Origin of the sequence: Nocardia sp. NPDC047038 (assembly GCF_040644075.1) — a bacterium.
Lineage (GTDB): Bacteria > Actinomycetota > Actinomycetes > Mycobacteriales > Mycobacteriaceae > Nocardia > Nocardia sichangensis.
The window spans coordinates 282,763-300,046 of sequence record NZ_JBEYVQ010000009.1; the positions used below are offsets into that span (position 1 = coordinate 282,763).

At 64.0% G+C, this 17,284-nt stretch carries 13 protein-coding genes and 1 pseudogene; 8 read left to right on the plus strand and 6 right to left on the minus strand.

Features of this window, described 5'->3' with window-relative positions:
* Positions 1-85: 85 nt before the first annotated feature.
* A complete protein-coding gene (locus tag ABZ824_RS27335; protein ID WP_356966295.1) occupies positions 86-3,847 on the plus strand; it encodes a Helicase associated domain protein in 3,762 nt (1,253 codons plus the stop codon).
* Between the two features lie 266 nt (positions 3,848-4,113).
* A complete protein-coding gene (locus tag ABZ824_RS27340; protein ID WP_356966297.1) occupies positions 4,114-4,692 on the plus strand; it encodes a hypothetical protein in 579 nt (192 codons plus the stop codon).
* Between the two features lie 173 nt (positions 4,693-4,865).
* On the opposite strand, the pseudogene ABZ824_RS27345 reads toward ABZ824_RS27340, so the two are convergent.
* Positions 4,866-5,983: pseudogene (locus ABZ824_RS27345) on the minus strand (IS3 family transposase).
* A 252-nt stretch (positions 5,984-6,235) separates the two neighbouring features.
* Between ABZ824_RS27345 and ABZ824_RS27350 the strand changes: the two are divergent.
* A complete protein-coding gene (locus ABZ824_RS27350) occupies positions 6,236-6,853 on the plus strand; it encodes a DUF6088 family protein (RefSeq protein WP_356966299.1) in 618 nt (205 codons plus the stop codon).
* A 339-nt stretch (positions 6,854-7,192) separates the two neighbouring features.
* Here the strand turns inward: ABZ824_RS27350 and def are convergent, their stop codons facing one another.
* A complete protein-coding gene (gene def / locus ABZ824_RS27355) occupies positions 7,193-7,810 on the minus strand; it encodes a peptide deformylase (protein ID WP_356966301.1) in 618 nt (205 codons plus the stop codon).
* On the minus strand, positions 7,756-8,727 hold the full coding sequence (locus ABZ824_RS27360; RefSeq protein WP_356966303.1) for a helix-turn-helix transcriptional regulator: 972 nt from the start codon (positions 8,725-8,727) through the stop codon (positions 7,756-7,758). The genes def and ABZ824_RS27360 overlap by 55 nt, the downstream gene beginning before the upstream one ends.
* A 189-nt stretch (positions 8,728-8,916) precedes the next feature.
* Between ABZ824_RS27360 and rfbB the strand changes: the two genes are divergently transcribed.
* The 3 genes from rfbB (at position 8,917) to ABZ824_RS27375 (ending at position 12,082) form a co-directional block, all read left to right on the plus strand.
* Positions 8,917-9,927 (plus strand): dTDP-glucose 4,6-dehydratase, encoded by a 1,011-nt coding sequence (gene rfbB / locus ABZ824_RS27365; protein ID WP_356966305.1) that lies wholly within the window; start codon positions 8,917-8,919, stop codon positions 9,925-9,927.
* Positions 9,928-10,193: 266 nt separating this feature from the next.
* A complete protein-coding gene (locus tag ABZ824_RS27370) occupies positions 10,194-10,952 on the plus strand; it encodes an ATP-grasp domain-containing protein (protein ID WP_356966307.1) in 759 nt (252 codons plus the stop codon).
* Positions 10,953-10,954: 2 nt separating this feature from the next.
* Entirely contained in the window at positions 10,955-12,082 is a 1,128-nt protein-coding gene (locus ABZ824_RS27375) for a DegT/DnrJ/EryC1/StrS family aminotransferase (RefSeq protein ID WP_356966309.1), read from the plus strand.
* On the opposite strand, the gene ABZ824_RS27380 is transcribed toward ABZ824_RS27375, so the two are convergent.
* The 3 genes from ABZ824_RS27380 to ABZ824_RS27390 all read right to left on the minus strand — a co-directional run bounded on the left by ABZ824_RS27380 (position 12,070) and on the right by ABZ824_RS27390 (position 15,360).
* Positions 12,070-13,209, minus strand: a complete 1,140-nt coding sequence (locus tag ABZ824_RS27380; protein WP_356966311.1) for a UDP-N-acetylglucosamine--N-acetylmuramyl-(pentapeptide) pyrophosphoryl-undecaprenol N-acetylglucosamine transferase — start codon at positions 13,207-13,209, stop codon at positions 12,070-12,072. The two genes, ABZ824_RS27375 and ABZ824_RS27380, sit on opposite strands and share 13 nt — an antisense overlap.
* 405 nt (positions 13,210-13,614) lie before the next feature.
* The gene (locus tag ABZ824_RS27385; protein ID WP_356966313.1) at positions 13,615-14,805 is read right to left on the minus strand and encodes a hypothetical protein; all 1,191 of its coding nucleotides are present in this window, start codon (positions 14,803-14,805) and stop codon (positions 13,615-13,617) included.
* 297 nt (positions 14,806-15,102) lie between these two features.
* Positions 15,103-15,360, minus strand: a complete 258-nt coding sequence (locus ABZ824_RS27390) for a helix-turn-helix transcriptional regulator (RefSeq protein WP_356966314.1) — start codon at positions 15,358-15,360, stop codon at positions 15,103-15,105.
* Positions 15,361-15,622: 262 nt separating this feature from the next.
* On the opposite strand from ABZ824_RS27390, the gene ABZ824_RS27395 reads away from it, so the two are divergent.
* Both ABZ824_RS27395 and ABZ824_RS27400 read left to right on the plus strand, forming a co-directional pair.
* Positions 15,623-16,072, plus strand: a complete 450-nt coding sequence (locus ABZ824_RS27395; RefSeq protein ID WP_356966316.1) for a hypothetical protein — start codon at positions 15,623-15,625, stop codon at positions 16,070-16,072.
* The gene (locus ABZ824_RS27400; protein ID WP_356966318.1) at positions 16,069-17,232 is read left to right on the plus strand and encodes a site-specific integrase; all 1,164 of its coding nucleotides are present in this window, start codon (positions 16,069-16,071) and stop codon (positions 17,230-17,232) included. The genes ABZ824_RS27395 and ABZ824_RS27400 overlap by 4 nt, the downstream gene beginning before the upstream one ends.
* The last annotated feature ends 52 nt before the right edge of the window (positions 17,233-17,284 follow it).

The window sequence follows — 17,284 nt, forward strand, 5'->3', positions numbered from 1 at the left end:
GCCCGTACGGAGTGTGAGGACAAGCTTGGGCGGGATACGGTATACGGGGGCCGGGGGTCGGACAACTGATCTATTGTGCGACGTTATGGGGACCTTCTTTGACCTCTTTAACCGCTTGGACGTCAACCCTGCAATGCGGGGCAAGGAGTTCGAGCATCTCTGCAAGTGGTTCTTAACCAATGACCCGACCTATAAGGCCACGCTGCGACGGGTCTGGTTGTGGGATGACTGGCCGGGCCGCTGGGCTGCCGACGCTGGCATCGACCTGGTTGCCGAGGACCACGAGGGGAAACTCTGGGCCATCCAGGCCAAAGCTTATGCTCCAGATCGCCCTGTCACCAAAAATGATGTAAACAAGTTCCTTGCCGAGTCGTCGCGTGCGGTCTTTTCCTTCCGGCTCCTGATCGCCACTACCGACAAGCTGCACCATATCGCTCGTCGAACGATTAATGACCAAGAAAAGCGCGTCAGCTTTGTTGGTTTGAGTAACCTAATGACATCGAAGGTGGACTGGCCGAGCGAGCCGACGAACCTGCGGCCCGTGCCGCCACCGAAGCCGGCCAGGCCGCATGACTACCAGCGGGAAGCGATACGCAACGTCCTCATGGGCTTTCGGACCGCAGATCGGGGGCAGCTCATCATGGCCTGCGGCACCGGCAAGACCCTGACGTCCTTGTTCATCAAGGAGAAACTGAACGCTGAGCGGACTCTCGTCCTGCTGCCGTCGCTGTCACTGCTCAAGCAGACGATGCTGACCTGGCAGATCCATGCTAAGAATTCGTTCGAGTTTCTACCTGTCTGCTCCGACGAAACCGTTGCTGAGAACGCCGATGAAGCGGTGATCCACACGAGCGAGCTGGGTGTGCCTGTTACGACCGAACCCGCTGAGATAGCGGCGTTCCTGCGTCGGCGGTCGGGAGCACGCGTGGTCTTTTCGACGTATCAATCATCTCCGCAGATTGCCGCCGCCTTCGCACTTGGGCGGCTACCCGCGTTCGACCTGGTGGTCGCCGACGAGGCGCACAGGATCGCCGGTGATGATTCCACTGTCTTTGCAACGGTTCTCGACGCTGACGCTATCAAGGCTCGTCGCCGCCTGTTCATGACCGCCACCCCCCGTTACTACACCGGTCGCGTCCGGAAGGCTGCGCAGGACGCGGAGATGGAAGTCGCATCGATGGACGATCCGACGAGATTCGGGGAGGTGTTCCACCGATTGAATTTCGGTGAAGCCATCAGCCGGAAACTCCTCACCGACTATCAGGTCGCAATCGTCGGCGTGGACGACACGACGTACCGGGAGTGGGCGGAAAAAGGCGCCCTGGTGATACGCGAGGGCAAGGCCACCAACGCCCGCATCCTTGCGAGCCAGATCGGGCTGGCCAAGGCGATGCACAAGTATGACCTGCGCCGGATCATCAGCTTTCATTCCCGCGTCGCTCGGGCCCGCGAGTTCGCATCCGAGCTGCCGGAGGTCATCGAGTGGATGCCGGCCCGCCAGCGCCCGAAGGGCACACTGTGGACTGGATATGCATCTGGAGAGATGACCGCCGGTGAGCGTCACATCCGGCTCCGGCGGCTGCACCAGCTCGAAGACGGTGAGCGCGGTCTATTGGCTAACGCGCGGTGCCTCTCCGAGGGCGTTGATGTCCCGGCCCTCGATGGTGTCGCCTTCATCGACCCCCGCCGCAGCGAGGTGGATATCGTACAGGCGGTCGGCAGGGCGATACGGCTGGCGGAGGATAAGACCGTCGGAACGATCGTCATTCCGGTGTTCATCGACACTGAGACGGACCCCGAGACGGCGCTTAACGACTCCTCCTTCAAGCCGGTGTGGGATGTCATCAATGCGCTACGGGCACACGATGAGGAGCTGGCCGAGGAGATCGACGCTATCCGTCGGGAGCTCGGCAGGAACGGCGGTCGCGGAAGGATTCCGAACAAGATTCACTTCGACGTATCGCGCAGGGTGAGTGCGAGTTTCGTCCACGCCTTTGACGTTCGGCTGGTCGAGAGAACCAGTGCGAAATGGGAGTTCTGGTACGGGCTGATGAGCAAATTCGTTGACGAGCATGGTCATGCCAACGTCCCGTTCCCCTACACGGTCGGCGAGTACAACCTCCGGAGCTGGGTCGCCACTCAGCGCGGGTTATATCGACGAGGACAACTGTCGGAAGAACGCATCCGGGAACTCGAAGCTCTGCCGGAGTGGTCGTGGGACCTCCTTGAGGACACTTGGCAGCAGAACTACAACGCACTCAGGCAGTTCGCTGAACGGGTCGGGCACGCCCGCGTTTCACAGAGGCACGTCGAGAACCGGCTTGCCCTTGGGACGTGGGTGGCGGTTCAACGCAGAAACCGCGAGGAGATGTCCTCGGAGCGACAGGCACTGCTGGAAGCTCTCCCTGGATGGTCATGGGACCCATTCACCGACCGCTGGGAGAAGGCGTATTCCGTCTTGGTGAAGTTCACCGAACGCGAAGGTCATGCCCGTGTCCCTAACTCACACCGTGAGAGCGGTGTCCTACTGGGGAAATGGGTGACACACCAACGCAGCAAGCGGGACAAGCTCACTGTCGAACAGCGGAAGCGGCTAGAGGCTCTTCCAGGCTGGAACTGGGACGCGCGGTCGGATATGTGGCACCGCAAGTTCGCGCTCCTGCAACAGTTCCAGCGGCGGGAAGGACACGCTTTGGTTCCACAAGGACACATCGAGGACGGCACCAGGCTCGGAACATGGGTCAACGAGCAACGGAACAGAAGAGACGAGATCAGTGCCGAGCGGCGCGCGCTGCTAGAGTCCGTGCCCGGCTGGGCGTGGGATCCGCACGCCGCAGCGTGGGAACGCGGATACCGCGCCTTAGTCGAGTTTGCCCAACGCGAGCGTCACGCACGTGTCCCCGCCGAACACGTCGAGGCCGGCGTGAAACTCGGCGGATGGGTAATGGAGCAGCGGGCGAACAAAGAAACGATGCCCAAGGAACGCAGGAAGAAACTCGAAGCGGTTCCCGGCTGGAGTTGGAACTCCATCGAGGACACCTGGATGGAATACCTGGGTCTGCTGCAAGTCTTCGCTGCCAGAGAGGGACACACCAACGTCCCCGTAAACCACATCGAGAACGGATTGAAACTCGGACAGTGGACACGGCTTCGGCGACGTGAGCACATGAAACTCACGCCGCAGAGGCAGGCTCTATTAGAAGCAATTCCAGGCTGGTACTGGGGTACGAAGTCGGACTACATCTGGAGCCAGAAATATGGGCTTCTGGAGCAGTTCGTCGCCCGTGAAGGCCACGCGCGCGTCCCCGACGGTCATATCGAAGGTGGCGTGAGGCTCGGCGGTTGGGTCAGAGAACAGCGGGCGGAGAGAACAAACCTTACGGCCGAACGCAAAGCCAAACTGGAAGCCTTACCAGGGTGGAGCTGGACCTTGTCCCAGGACGTGTGGGATGAAAGGTACAACCTCTTGAAGAAGTACGCCGCGCGAGAGGGGCACTCCCGGGTCCCACAGAGTCACATCGAGGACGGAGTGGCTCTCGGTTCATGGGTCTCGGTTCAGCGGCAGAAGCAAGACAGGTTGTCTCCGGGGCGCCGGGCGAAGCTGGAGAATCTCCCCGGTTGGGCGTGGAGCCCGCATGATGCACGGTGGGATAGCACATACGAGGTCCTTCGGGAGTACATCAAGGAGTACAACACGAGTCGTGTGCCGTATGACCGCAGGTACAAGGGTGCGAAGCTCGGCAACTGGGTAAGCGTCCAGCGCAGCAACTACGCGAAGGGCAAGCTGAGCGCGGAGCGTCAACACAGACTGGAGAAGCTCACGGGCTGGGAGTGGACAACTTCGTAGCCATAGCGTCGGAAGGAAATCATTTGATGATGGCGAAGGTGCGTCACGGCGGCGCGCACTGCACGACGTCAAACGCTACGGGTCGCGAGTCATCCGGCTGCGTCGGCGCGTGAGCACGGCTATACCGCGTCCAGGGGCCGGACCCGGGAGGGTGTGGTGAAGATGTGCCGGGCCGCGAACACGTAACTGACCAAGCGGGTTACGATGGCAATGATCGCAACCGAAATTCTGGTGCCGATTATCGCCAGCTTCGGCACACTGATGCAGTGGGATATGTCGACGATCCGGAGGGATACAAGCGGGCAGTCGAAGCCAAGCTGCAGCCAGAGAACATCCGGTTTGCCTTGATGTTCGCCAGCCTGCTCCAGCTGATCCATGAGCGGCTGAAACTGGTGGTGCTTGACGAGGTTCGAGAATTCTACAGCGTGGGCTGCGATGACTCCGGCCGCGGCATCGTCAACGAGGACGCCTACCAGCGCAACGTGCTGGGTCTGGCGCCGAAGAACAAGTTTCGGGCCTCGCTGCTCTGGCTGGTCGAGTCCGAAGCCATCACCATGGTGCAGGCGGATCGGCTGAACGATATCTACGACCATCGGCACGCGGTCGCCCACGAACTCATCAAGTACATCGTCGATCCGGACGAGCGGCTCGACACCGATCTGTTTGTCGAGGCAGTGGAGATCCTGAAGGCCATCAAGCGGTTTTGGGCAGGCATCATGGTGTACACGACGATCGACAACCCGCCGGAAGTCGATCTAGATCAGGTTCTCGCACTCGACATGATGGTGCTGCAGCACTGTGTGGACGCGGTGATCGAGGGGACGCGGGAACGCGCCAGCGAGTAACGGCGACGGAATCGGCCGCGAATGCCTACACATGGCCTCCGCAGGCGGATTTCGTGTCAGCATAGGCGCGCCACACTTTCCTGCGTGCAACCTGGACCGGGCTGCGGCACAGTCGGTATGCGGACTCCTACTGACGGGACCCCGCGGATTGGTCCATCGGGTGTGTGAGTCGGTTATCGGTGGATGCAGGTTGCAGCGTATCCGGCCGGGGTGCGGTAGCCCAGGGCGGAATGTCGTCTGTGGTGGTTGTATTCGTGTTTCCAGTCGCTGATCACTACCCGAGCCTTGGTCAGCGACCAGAAGCTGTTGATGTTGAGGCATTCATCGCGCAGTCGGCCGTTGAACGACTCGATGTAGCCGTTGCGCCAGGGCTGCCCGGGCGGAATGAACGCCAGCCCGATCTGTTCACCAGCCCAGTCTCGGATCGCAGTGCAGGCGAGTTCGGGGCCGTTGTCGCAGCGCAGCACCGCCGGATAGCCGCGGTCGACGGCGATGCGGTCGAGTTCATCGATCAACCTGTCCGCCGTGATCGAGCGTTCCACCAGCCCGCCGAGGCATTCGCGGGTGTGTTCGTCGACGATCGAGACGATCTTCACCGGTCTGCCGTCCTCGGTGGCGTCGAACTGGAAATCGACCGCCCACACCTGGTTCGGGGCGTCGGCGGTCGATGACTCGGCAGTGGAGGCGCCGAGGCGTTTGCGGCGGCGCCGTTGCGGCACCCGTAGCCCTTCCTCCCGCCACAAGCGTTGAACCTTCTTGTGATTGACGATCCAGCCTTCGTCGCGGGCCTGGTGGTAGGCGCGGCGGAACCCTTGCCGCGGGTGCGCCCGCGCCCACTCCCGCAGCCACTCCCGTAATGCCGCGTCGGGGTCGGTGTCGGTCTGGTCGGCCGGTGGCCGTCGTTGGGTACTTCGATGTTGCCCGGTCACCCGGCAGGCGAATCGTTCGCTGACCTGCAACACGCGCTGCAGGTGGGCGACCGCGGCCCGCCGGCGATCCGGGTCTAGAAGTTAGGAGCATCCCGAGCGATCTCCCGAACCGCGTCCTTCTCCAACTCGGCATCAGTCAGCAATCGCTTCAACCTGGCGTTCTACTCCCGCAACTCCTTGAGCTCTTTGGCGGCGTCGGTGCCCATCCCGCCGTACTGGAGTCGCCAGTTATACAACGTGGCCGCAGAAATCCCCAGCTCAGCGGCGATCTCCTCACCCGAAGCCCCGGCAGCAGCCAACTCATCGGCACGGCGCAGCTTCCGCACGATCTCCTCCGCGGAATGCCGCTTACGTCCTGCCATGGTTCTCAGTGTCCCTTCCAGCCCTCACCAGGGCCAACAGGACTCTAAATCCAGGCGGTCTCATTCACCGGGGACAGGCCAGTCCCATCCACCGGGGACAGGCCAGACACTGCCTCGGACTCGTCTCATCGAAGCACTGAACACTTGCTGAGGCGCCGAATTCCTTCAACTGGATGATCTTGAACATTGACAGGATTGGTGTCACGTTTTGCTGTCTCGAATTGTGACGTGCTTTCGATACAGTCTCATGTCATGCGAGCGGCAGTAGGTGACGCCAGTAGGGCGTTGGCGGCAGCGCCGGTCGGCAGTTTCGTGCATACGAACCGCCTGCCGGGGACTTCGTCTGCTGCAACTTCAGCAGTCAAGCGCGCACACCGGCGTGGAGAGCTGGTACGTATCCGCAGGGGCCTGTACTTCAAGGGCGCTAAGACCCGCTATGGCACGACCAGGCCGTCGGCAGAGGTCATCGCTGTGGAGGTGCTGGGTACTATCGGTGCCGGGCCGACAGGATTCTCCGCGGCGCGTGCGTTTGGTTTGACCACCCAGGTCCCTGCTGAGCCGACCATGGTCGTGACCGGGCCGGTGCCGGCAGCGGTGCCCGGGGTGAAGGTGTCCAAACGCGGCAACCTCGGGCGGCTGGCGTTGACATCGTTGGAGATCGCCGCACTCGAGCTGCTGCGTGGTGACTGGGAGACGACGGTCGATGATGGGTGGTCCGCGCTTGCGGGGGCAGTTGGCGAAGCGGTGTTCGCCGGGAAGCTGCGTTGGCGGGAACTCGCGGCCGCGGCGGAAGGTGAGAGATCTCCGACGTTGCGCGAAAATCTGCGGCGGCTGAGTGAGGATTTGCGAGTTTCAGGCATGCTGACCTGATGCCCCTCTGCTGCGCGAGCGTCTCTACGCGCGAATGGTTCGATTCGGGCGAGGTGGTCGTGACCGCGCCCGTTCAATCTCGGGTTTTGGTTGCCGAGGGCTGTCTACGTTCCGGCGCGGACACCGCTCGCGGCGTGCTCGGCTCGGGCTGCAACACCCAGGTCGGCTGGTTGCATTCTTCGGGATAGGTCAGCAGGGCCCGGCGAGGTGGATCGACTCCACACGCGGTCATTCTTGGCGTCAGCCTTGTCACTGAACCCGACCCGGCCGCGGCATCGAGATTGTCCTTCGGGGCAGGTGCCCGGTCGTGATCCATTGCGGGCGGCGGGAATTCGTGTTCTACTCGTAGCTCCAGCTCCGGCCGGTCTGGCGGTATTGCTCGATCGGTATCGGTTGGTTTGCGGGTTTCATGCGTGCGGTGTAGAGGATGCCGTCGAGGTGGTCGATCTCGTGCTGGATGAGGCGGGCGAGACCGTCCTGATACTGCTGCCGACGGAGTTCGCCACTGTATGAGGTCGTTTCGACCTCGATTCGCAGGGGCCGCGGTACTTTTCCGCGGACGTCGAAGAAGCTGAGGCAGCCTTCGTATTGTTCGTCTTCGTCGTCGGAGCGAGCGACGATGGTGGGGTTGAGGAGCGTGATCTCCTGGGTGTCCGGTTCAGGCGGTTGGACGACGGCGACTCTGCGACCGATGCCGAGCTGTGGTGCGGCGATACCCATCCCTTTGGCGAAGTTGTGGACGCGGCGGACGCGATGCATGGCGGCGATGAGGTCGTTGACGATCGCAGCGGCCAGGTCATGCTCGATGGGGAGGTGCAGTGGCTGGGCAGGTTGCTGGAGTATGGGGCTACCTGATTGGACGATTCCGATGCCGCGCATGGCGTCGCTGGGTTTGGTTTCGATCACGGTTGCTTCCTTCCCTGCGTGGTTGCCTCTGGTGAGGATCGGAATCGCCATTCCATCCGGTATCGGGTGTGTAGCGGTGGCCGGGTGGTGTTCCAGGTGAAGATCGCGGTGTCGTTGTCGTCGTGTCTGGCTGGTGCGGTGGGTAGTGGTCTGGCGTCGGCGGTCATCGATGTTTCGATACCCCACACGGCGGGGTCGAGCGCGGTCGGGAATGCGAGGGTGACCTCCAGTCGCTCGGTGGGTAGGCGTACGGCCCGTTGGAACCAGCGCCCCCATTTGGTGTCGCCGACACTGTAGACGTAGTCGATCCACACCGAATCGCCCGGATACAGCGGGAATCGGGCATTGTCGTTTTCGAACAGCAGCCACACCTCTTTGAAAGCGTCATGGTCGTGTTTGGCCTCCCACCGCATCGGCTCCCCCTGGCATGCCGCCGTCAAATCCAGTTCGTTCCAGGTCAGTGGATTGTGCCGATAGTGCTGCTTGGACCGTTCAGGCTCGCCGGGGTATCGGTCGACGCTGATGCGGATGAGGAAGCGGGTGATCGGCTCGACTCCAGTGTTGCGCAGCAGTCGGCGCATCGTGAGCCGGTAGGCGGTGCCGTTGTAGTCGAGGCGAGCGGCGTCGTGCTCGACGACGAGATCGGTTCCGGGGTAATGGCTCGACAAGCTTGGTGTGCTGGTCGGTGGGGGTTTGGATGCATGGAGTTTGGCGGTCTCGTAGTCGCGCCAGCGTTTCCAGATCGCGGTGCCTGATTCGAGGGCTTCGTCGGCGCGGCGGGCGAAGTCCTCGGTGGGCCGGTGGCGTCCGGATTCGATGTGGCTGACATAGGAGGCGTCGAAACCCATCCTCGCGGCGAGGGCCTTCTTCGCCAACCCTTTGACGTCGCGCCAGTAGGCGACTTCGGCGGCGAAGGCTTCGGCGGCCTGGTCGACGCCGATGCTCTGCTGTCGCTGTGGTGTGTCCAACCCTGAAGCCCCGACTGCCGTGTGATCGCGTGAATGGAATGAATCGTGAATGAGTCCAGTTCAGCATTCCCTCACCCCCGGCGCCACCGATTCACTGAACCCACGCCCGCAGCCGGTCAACCACCGTCAACCACGGTGGCGCTGCGGCTGAAGTCTATCGGCAGTAGAGCATTTCAGGAGGGGTAAAGGATGAGCAAGGTACTCGTCACTGGTGGGGCGGGCTTCATCGGCTCGCATGTGGTGCGTCGGCTGCTGCAGCGGGAGTCCGGGTTCGAGGTGACGGTCCTCGATGCGCTGACCTACGCCGGCCACCGCGACAATCTGGCAGATGTCCTCTGCTCGCCGCGGCTGCGGTTCGTGGAGGGCAACATTCTCGACGCGCGGTTGGTCGACTCCCTGATGCGCACGCACACCGCGGTGATTCATCTGGCCGCCGAGTCGCATGTGGATCGCAGCTTCTATCAAGCAGGCAACTTCCTGACCACGAACGTGTCGGGCACGCAGGTGCTGCTGGAGGCCGCGATGCGGCACGGGATCGGCAAGTTCGTGCACGTCTCCACCGATGAGGTGTACGGACCGCTGGCCTCCGGCACGGCGACCGAGCAGTACCCGCTGTGCCCGACAGTCCCCTATGCCGCGTCGAAGGCGGCGTCGGATCTGGTGGCGATGTCGTATTACCGCACCTTCGGTGTCCCGGTGTGTATCACCCGTTCCAGCAACAACTTCGGCCCAGGGCAGTATCCGGAAAAGATCATTCCCCTGTTCATCACCCGCCTGCTCGAGGGCGAGGCGGTGACGTTGCACGGTGACGGCGGTCATGTCCGCAACTGGTTGCCGGTCGAGGACAACTGTCAAGGCCTGGAGCTCGTGCTGCGGGAAGGGGTGCCGGGCGAGGTGTACAACCTCGGCGGCGGCACCGATCTGACCAACCATGAACTGACCGACCGGATCCTCGCCGAACTCGGCTTGGGGTGGGACCGTGTCCGCAACATCCCGGATCGGCGTAGCAACGACCGCCGCTACGCGATGGATTGGTCGAAGATCGCCGCGCTCGGCTACCGGCCCACCCATGCGTTCGAGCAGGCACTGGCCGACACCGTCCGCTGGTATCGCGACAACCCCAGCCGGTGGGCGCCACTGCCCCGGGATCCCTCGGCGCCGATCGCGGCGATCACACTCGATGCGGCGGGCGGTCAGTGAGATGACACAGCGTGTTCTGGTCACCGGCGTCGGTGGCCAGCCCGGCTTCGACCTGGCGCGACGACTGCTCGAACTCGGTTGTGACGTCATCGCCAGCGACGCCGATCCACTCGCCAACGGTCTCCTGCTGCCCGGCGTGACCCCGCGACTGACGCCACCGGTCACAGCAGACGGACTACCCCGACGAGATGCTCGCGCTGTGCAGGGAAACTCGACCGGACGCGCTCTGGCCGACCGTCGAATCCGAATTCCCCCATCTACTTGCCATGAGCAGCGCACTGGAGAAGGCCGGGGTGCGCACGTGGCTTCCCTCGCGGCCCGCGGTCCAGGCGTGTCTGGACAAGGCGCTGTTTCATCGATTACTGACCGACCACAACATTCCCACTCCGGCCAGTTGGCTGCCCTCGGAGATCGACGAGGTACCGGACGGGGTCGCGTTGGTAGTGAAGCCGCGGCGCGGTCAGGGGTCGAAGAACGTGCTGTTCTGCTCGACGCGCGAGCAAGCCCGCCTGCTGTGCGAGCTGGTGCCCGATCCGATCGTTCAGATCAAACTTGAGGGTCGCGAGTTCACCGCGGACTGCGTGGTCGACCGCGATGGCCGAGCATCGGCCGTTCTGCGGTATCGGCTGCTCACCAAGGGCGGACTATCGATGGTCGGTGAAACCTTTCACGACCACCGAGCGTACGACCGAGTGATCGAGACGTTGCAGACGCTCAAAGCGTCGGGATTGTGCTGCGTCCAAGGGTTTTTGGTTGACGGCGGCGGTGATCGGGTGGTCATCACCGAGATGAATGCCCGGATCGCGGGAGGGTTCCTGCTTGCCGAAGCGGCTGGCGCGGACCTGGTCGGACAGACACTGGCGGGACTGTGGCAACGCCGCATCGACCACGATCGGTTGACCTACAGGCCTGGCGTTCAGCTGACCAAAGCCACCACAACGCTCGCCATCACCGAAACCGCCCGATTGGGAGCAATCAGTTCAACCGGACATATCGGTGTTGCTGACGGCTCATGGAAGGAGTGACGATGACGAATATCGACCCTGTGAGCAGGAACGCCGCCCCGTTTCTGCACGGCTCGGAATTCGCTGCGGTGATCGAGGCGCTGCGGGCCGGGCAGTACGGTCACAACGCCGCGACCGAAACGTTCGAGTCCGAATTGGCGCAGTTTCTGGGTGTACCGCAGGTGGTTGCGGTTTCCTCGTGCACCGCCGCACTTCATCTCGGGCTGCTGCTGGCCGGTGTCGGGCCGGGTGATGAGGTTGTGGTGCCGTCACAGACGTTCTGCGCAACCGTGCATGCGATTCTGATGACCGGCGCGCAGCCCCGATTCGCCGACATCGACGCCACCACACTGTGCGTCACCAGCACCACAGTGCGCGAAGCGATCACGCCCCGCACCCGCGCGGTGGTGCCCGTCCTCTACGGCGGCCGCGCAATCGACCTCAGCGACCTGCGCTCAGAGTTGTCTGAGCGAGGTATCACGGTGGTCGAGGATGCCGCGCACGCCTTCGGCTCCCGCCTCGGTCCGGTCCGGGTCGGCGCCACCGGCGCGCTGACAGCGTTCTCCTTCGGACCGATCAAGAACTTGACCTGCGGCGAAGGCGGCGCATTGATCCCCCGCGCACGTGAGCAAGCCGATCGAGCACGCACCCTGCGGCTACTCGGGGTCAGCCAGTCTCAAGCCGCCCGTATCCGCTCGACCACCTACCACGTCGACAGCTTCGGGTGGCGCTACCACCTCTCAGCACTGCATGCGGTCATCGGGAGCGCGCAACTGGCCCGTTTCGACTCGGTCGAAACCGTCCGCAAAACACTGTGGCGTGCCTATGCCCGCGCGCTGGCGGACGTGGACGGCGTGAGGTTGGTCGACGTCGATGTGCAGCACAGTGTGCCGTTCAACTGCGTCGTACGACTCGCCAACCGCGACAGCGTGTTCGCGTTCATGCGTGACCGCGGGATCGGTGTCGGGGTGCATTACCCGCCCAACCACACCCAGCCAGCATTCACCCAATGGTCGCGACCGCTGCCGGTCACCGAGGCGACGGCCCGCGAGATCATGAGCCTGCCGTTCCATCCGGCTATGACCGAACCGGACGTCGCCCGGGTCGTGGCGGTACTCCGGGATGCGATCACCACCTGTCAGCGGTCTTGACCGGCGACGGAGATCAGCAGGTTCGTCAGCGCCCTCGCTGCGTCGGGTCGCCCGTGCTCGCGGGCACGCGCGGCTATCGCTGCTCGGCGGCCAGGGTCGCCGAGCAGCGGTTCGATCGATTCCCGCAAGGCCTGCGCTGAGACGTCCCCGAGCAGCGCGACCGCCGCTGTATGTTCGGCGAGGGTGGTAGCGTTGTGGGTTTGCTCGTTGCCCGCCGAGGACGCCAAAGGGATCAACACCGATGCCTTCCCCAGCGCGGTGAGCTCCGCGATGGTGCCGGCGCCGCTGCGCGAGATGACCACATCAGCCAACGCGAACACATCCGCCAACTCCGGGCCGATGAAGTCGGTAACCACATACCGTCCGCGCAACGCTGCGTCGAGGGTGGCGGCGTGATCGCGGAGTTCGATGATCGATGTCTTGCCGCATTGGTGGATCACGTTGGCTCGCTGGAGCAGCCACGGCAACAGCTCCCGCACGACACGGTTGATCTGGACCGCGCCTTGGGCACCACCAGTGACATAGACGGTCGGCAAACTGCGGTCGAACCCGTCAGCGCCTAGAGCGGCGACAGCTTTGTCAGCGTCACCGTCGAACAACTCCGGCCGAACAGGGTTACCGGTGACCGCGGACCTCGCCGCGGCGCGGTGGGGCAGCAACGCCAGACTGGACTCCGACGACAGGGCCACGCGAGCCGCAAGACGGGCCAGCACCCGATTGGCTAGGCCTAAACGGACAGTCTGTTCGTGCACCACCAGCGGCCGACGCCGCAGCCACGCCGCCAACCCGACCGGCACGGTGACGTACCCACCGGTCGCGAGCACCACATCTGGTTGGAACCGGCCCACCGTCCGCCACGCCTCGGCGATACCGCGTGGAACACGCAGCATGTCCGCAACGTTCGCGCGAGTCACCATCTTCAACGGATTAGCCGCGCGACGGATCTTGCCCGTCGCCACCGCACCGAACCGGATACCCTCGCCTGCTGCGATCCTCGATTCCAACCCGCCGGCCTGCCCGATCCACAACACCTCGAGCCGACGCCCGCTGCTGGCCAGTTCCTCACGCAGCGCGCGCACTGTGGTGACCGCGGGATAGATATGCCCGCCAGTGCCACCGGCCGCCACGATCAGCCGAACCTCCGAATGCGGCGAAACTGCCGAGTTCCCGTCGATGGCTGCACTCCCAGTAATAGCGCCGAGGTCCATTCCCCTGGAGTGCACGAGATTATCAGTCCGACCGGACATCCCCATGCAAGCGGCGCGATCCCGCCTGGCGCGGACACCGGCTAAGAGTCATTAGCGACCGCTTTCCCGGCAGGCGGGACAAGGTCGTGGGCACACACAGCGCACGGCGGCCAGTCCCACCTTCTTCAGAGTGTCCGTTGGCTCGCCTTGGTACGGCGGCAAGGAGTTCTGGGAGCTTGCAGTGCGGATGCCGGTGCGGGGTTTGGAAGGCAGAGGCCAGGTTCGGCCGCATCTGAGCGGGTCCGCTGGCTCGAGTGGTTGAGGTCGTCGCATACCGCCGAGTGATCAGTGTGGTCGGTGGAAGCCGGGCGATGCGACCGACAGACGCAACGTGTCGTCACGGTGGGTCAGGGTCAGCTCGTACCAGTCGGAGGTGCGGGCGTGGGTGACGATGCCGTCAGGGTCGGTGGACAGTGTCACCCGCCAGCCCTGCTGCTCCCAGATCCGGACGATCACTGGCGGATAGATGTCGGCGCGGTCGAGAGCGGGTGGGTCGAGGAAGTAGCGGGCTTCGAGGCGGTCGACTTGGTAGATGTTGCCCGCGTCGTCATCGAACGGCAGTATCGTCTCGCCGTCGAGGCCATCCTGCGGGCGGATGCGCATCTGCCCGCCCAGCGCCTCGAGCAGCTCGGCGACGAGATCGCGGATACGGTCGCGCGCGGCGTCCTCGGTGAGTTCGCGGTTCCACACGACCGCCCGCGCCGCCCTCGGCATGGACATGATCGCCTGCCGCAATTCTTCGGGTGTCGGCGGTGTCTCGGGCGCGGTGGTCTCGGGCGGGCGATCACGCTCGAGCTGGAAGCCGTAGCTCATCAGTTCGTCGAAGCTTCCGGCGAACTCCAGTGGCCGCTCCATGTGGCCGTCGGCCTCCCAGCCGATGGCGCCGCCGGGCAGGTCAGGAGAGACGAAGTAGCGCGTATCGCCCAAGCCCTTGGCGATGAGCATCGCCCGGCCACCCGGAATGTCCTCGCCCGTTTCCCAATTACGCACGGCCTCAGGCAAGTTCAGCACCGAATAGGTCTGCATGTCCCGGGGCCGGGTGGGACCATAGGAAACTCCATCGAGATCGGTGAACCCCGCGTGCACCGTGGTGAGGAACACCCGTAGCGCATCGGGCAGCGCGTCCCAATACGGCGGACGGTCGGCACCGAACGTTTCCGGGCCCCATCCGATCCGGAACTCGTGAAACGGCTTTCGCAGCGCATACAGCAGCACCCAGTCACCACGCAGCAGGCAGACCCGCACATCGTCGAGGCATTCCTGCAACACAACCCCGAACCGCGGCAACACCTCGACGAACAAGTCGAGATTCCACAAGGCCACCGCGGCCGCACGCCGGGTGTGCGAATCCCCACCCGCTGCGACCCCGGCCCACCGCGCCGGCACATGAGCCGCGGCCGAGGACCCCGGCTCGACCAGCAGCGCGGAGCCGGAACCGAATTCCGCCACGACCCGCGCGAAGTCGACACTGTCCACGACCCCTATCGAACCCCATCCCCACCGCTGACACCACGACGGTCACCCACACGACGCGGGAAAGCCGATTGCCGCCTCGAACCCCCAATAGGTCACTGAACACCAACGGCGCAAGGATGCCGCCCCACAACCTCGTCCCCACTGGCTGCCAGAGTTCGCCGAGACGACCGATCAGATCGAACGAACCGAAGCGACCTGAAAGATCGCCGCCCATCATGTGCGCCGACCGCTCTGCGCACAGCCACACCGGCGACCACAGCGCGACGCGCTGACCATTGACCCCGCGCAGCGGCTTCCTCACACCAAGTCCGCCGGGACAGGAAGATCATCCATCAACTGTCCTGGCGTCGTCTGCAGACCAGCAGCAAACTTCATGATGTTCTCCACTCGCGGGCTGCGTTGCCCGCGTTCGACTTGCCCGAGGTAGGTCCAGTGGACTCCGCACGCATGCGCGGCAGCTTCTTGGCTCCAGCCGAGTTCGGTCCGGCGGGCACGCACGCGTGCTCCGAACGCCGCAGCGGTCGGATTGAGCGCGGGCTTTCCTGGACTGGACATGTCGGCCCAAGCACATACGTCCCACGCGCATTGATCCAGAGCGTAATCGTCCTATGCGCTACCATCCCATGCATAAACGTCCTATAATCCTGGTCCGCGACGATGCGACCCCTCACGCGAAGCGCATCCGCTCGCCGCTTCCTTGGCACGACATCGTGTCAGAACCACTTCTCGGCAACCTTGCAGTGAATGCACGTCCGTTTTCAACGAAGAGATCGGAGCTCAAGATGCAGTTCATTGGCGCCGGCCCGGCGGGGGTCGTATGACACCTATTGCCCGGCCCGCGGGCACCACCACCGCTGCGGCGGTTCCGGCGAGGATTCCAGCGCTCCCCTTGCCGGATCTTGCTGCGCTGGCACCCATCCGGGGCGAGCGCGAACACTACGCGGTATCGGCCATGACCCACCATGGCCGCTTGTGCTTAAAACGAATCACCGACGAGCTGGGCTGGTCGGATCTGCGGTCCCTCGCGGTGGGCATCGATACCGGCGCAGTCGTGCTCACGCCCGGATCGACGCCACGATCGGCGGCCCTGCGCGACGGCTGGATCTTCCTCTCAGCCGACATACGCCGCGGATGCTTGCTGCACCCCGGCGATCAGGTCCTGATGGTCGGGTCCATGAGCACGTCATCAGTGCGGCTCTATCCCCCGCACGTGCTCACCGCCATCCTCACCGCCCACCACCGACACACCGCAAAGGAGTCGCAGTGAAAGACAAGTCTACGGTCGCCGCCGCCCGCATGCTCCTCGACCAACTCGGCATCCGACCCGAACAACTGCTCGACATCACGCACGCAACCGAATCCGCACACGCCGACCCACCGCCCCCAGCCGAGGCGAGGCTTACCGAGGCACCAGGGTCGACGACGATTCCGACATTCTCTGCTTACGTTGCGTTGGTCGAGGCGGCGGCTTCCCCGGGCTCGTTACGCAACTACGGGCCGTATTGGAAGCGGCTCGTCGAGGTATGGGGCAGCCGGTTGATCACCGAGCCCAACGCCCTCGAAATTCGGGCCTTGGCCGAACACGCGAAGAAACATGCAGTGGTGCGGCGCAACTCTCGCGGCGGACACAGTGCCTACGAACACATGCTCGCGGCGATCCGGCGGGTGTACCGGCACGCCTGTGACGACGGCTACCTCACCGACAACCCGGCCCTGCGAGTACCCAAGAACCGACGGCCGCCCAGCAGCCGCCACGCCCTCAACGACCAGCAGCTGTCGGAAATCTTCCATGCCGCGGCCACCACAGGCAACGACCGCGAACTCGACGCGCTCATCCTGCGCCTGCACATCGAAACCGCCTGCCGCCGAGGCGGAGTACTGAATCTTCGAATCCGAGACCTCGACCCCCGCTACAGCCAGGTCTACCTCCGCGAAAAGAACGACACGACACGTTGGCAACCGATCTCCCCCACCCTCATGCACCACCTGCAAGACCACATCCGCCAACGTCCCTCCTCCCGCGCCTCTCGCCAGGACCGATCCGACAACGCTTCAGTCCTGCGTTACAGCAACGGCCGACACCTCACTTCCCGCCGCTACGACCACCTCTGGAACCGGCTGCGCGAACAGCTGCCCTGGGTCGCCGCCTACAACATCAGCGCCCACTGGCTGCGCCACACCACCCTCACCTGGGTCGAACGCAACTTCGGCTACGCCGTCGCCCACGCCTACGCCGGCCACACCGACAGCACCGGCGACACCGCATCCACCACCACCTACATCCGCGCCACCCACGAAGAAATCGCCCACGCACTCGCAGCACTCACCAACGAACCCCACCCGCTTGATCGCGCGACCACACGAACTCCGACGCGACCGGTAACCAACACTCGGCACCCGTGGGCCAACCACACGCCTCCACGGTGACGTCCAGGCCGGCTACCGACGCGACATCGCATCCCTCCAGGACCCCGTGTGG

What these genes read in the sequence shown, in the direction of transcription:
- def (WP_356966301.1), bottom strand. Translation starts at nt 7,810, where the DNA reads ATGGCGATTCCGATCCTCACCAGAGGCAACCACGCAGGGAAGGAAGCA.
- ABZ824_RS27335 (WP_356966295.1), top strand. Translation starts at nt 86, where the DNA reads ATGGGGACCTTCTTTGACCTCTTTAACCGCTTGGACGTCAACCCTGCA.
- ABZ824_RS27395 (WP_356966316.1), top strand. Translation starts at nt 15,623, where the DNA reads ATGACACCTATTGCCCGGCCCGCGGGCACCACCACCGCTGCGGCGGTT.
- rfbB (WP_356966305.1), top strand. Translation starts at nt 8,917, where the DNA reads ATGAGCAAGGTACTCGTCACTGGTGGGGCGGGCTTCATCGGCTCGCAT.
- ABZ824_RS27375 (WP_356966309.1), top strand. Translation starts at nt 10,955, where the DNA reads ATGACGAATATCGACCCTGTGAGCAGGAACGCCGCCCCGTTTCTGCAC.
- ABZ824_RS27370 (WP_356966307.1), top strand. Translation starts at nt 10,194, where the DNA reads ATGAGCAGCGCACTGGAGAAGGCCGGGGTGCGCACGTGGCTTCCCTCG.
- ABZ824_RS27350 (WP_356966299.1), top strand. Translation starts at nt 6,236, where the DNA reads ATGCGAGCGGCAGTAGGTGACGCCAGTAGGGCGTTGGCGGCAGCGCCG.
- ABZ824_RS27390 (WP_356966314.1), bottom strand. Translation starts at nt 15,360, where the DNA reads ATGTCCAGTCCAGGAAAGCCCGCGCTCAATCCGACCGCTGCGGCGTTC.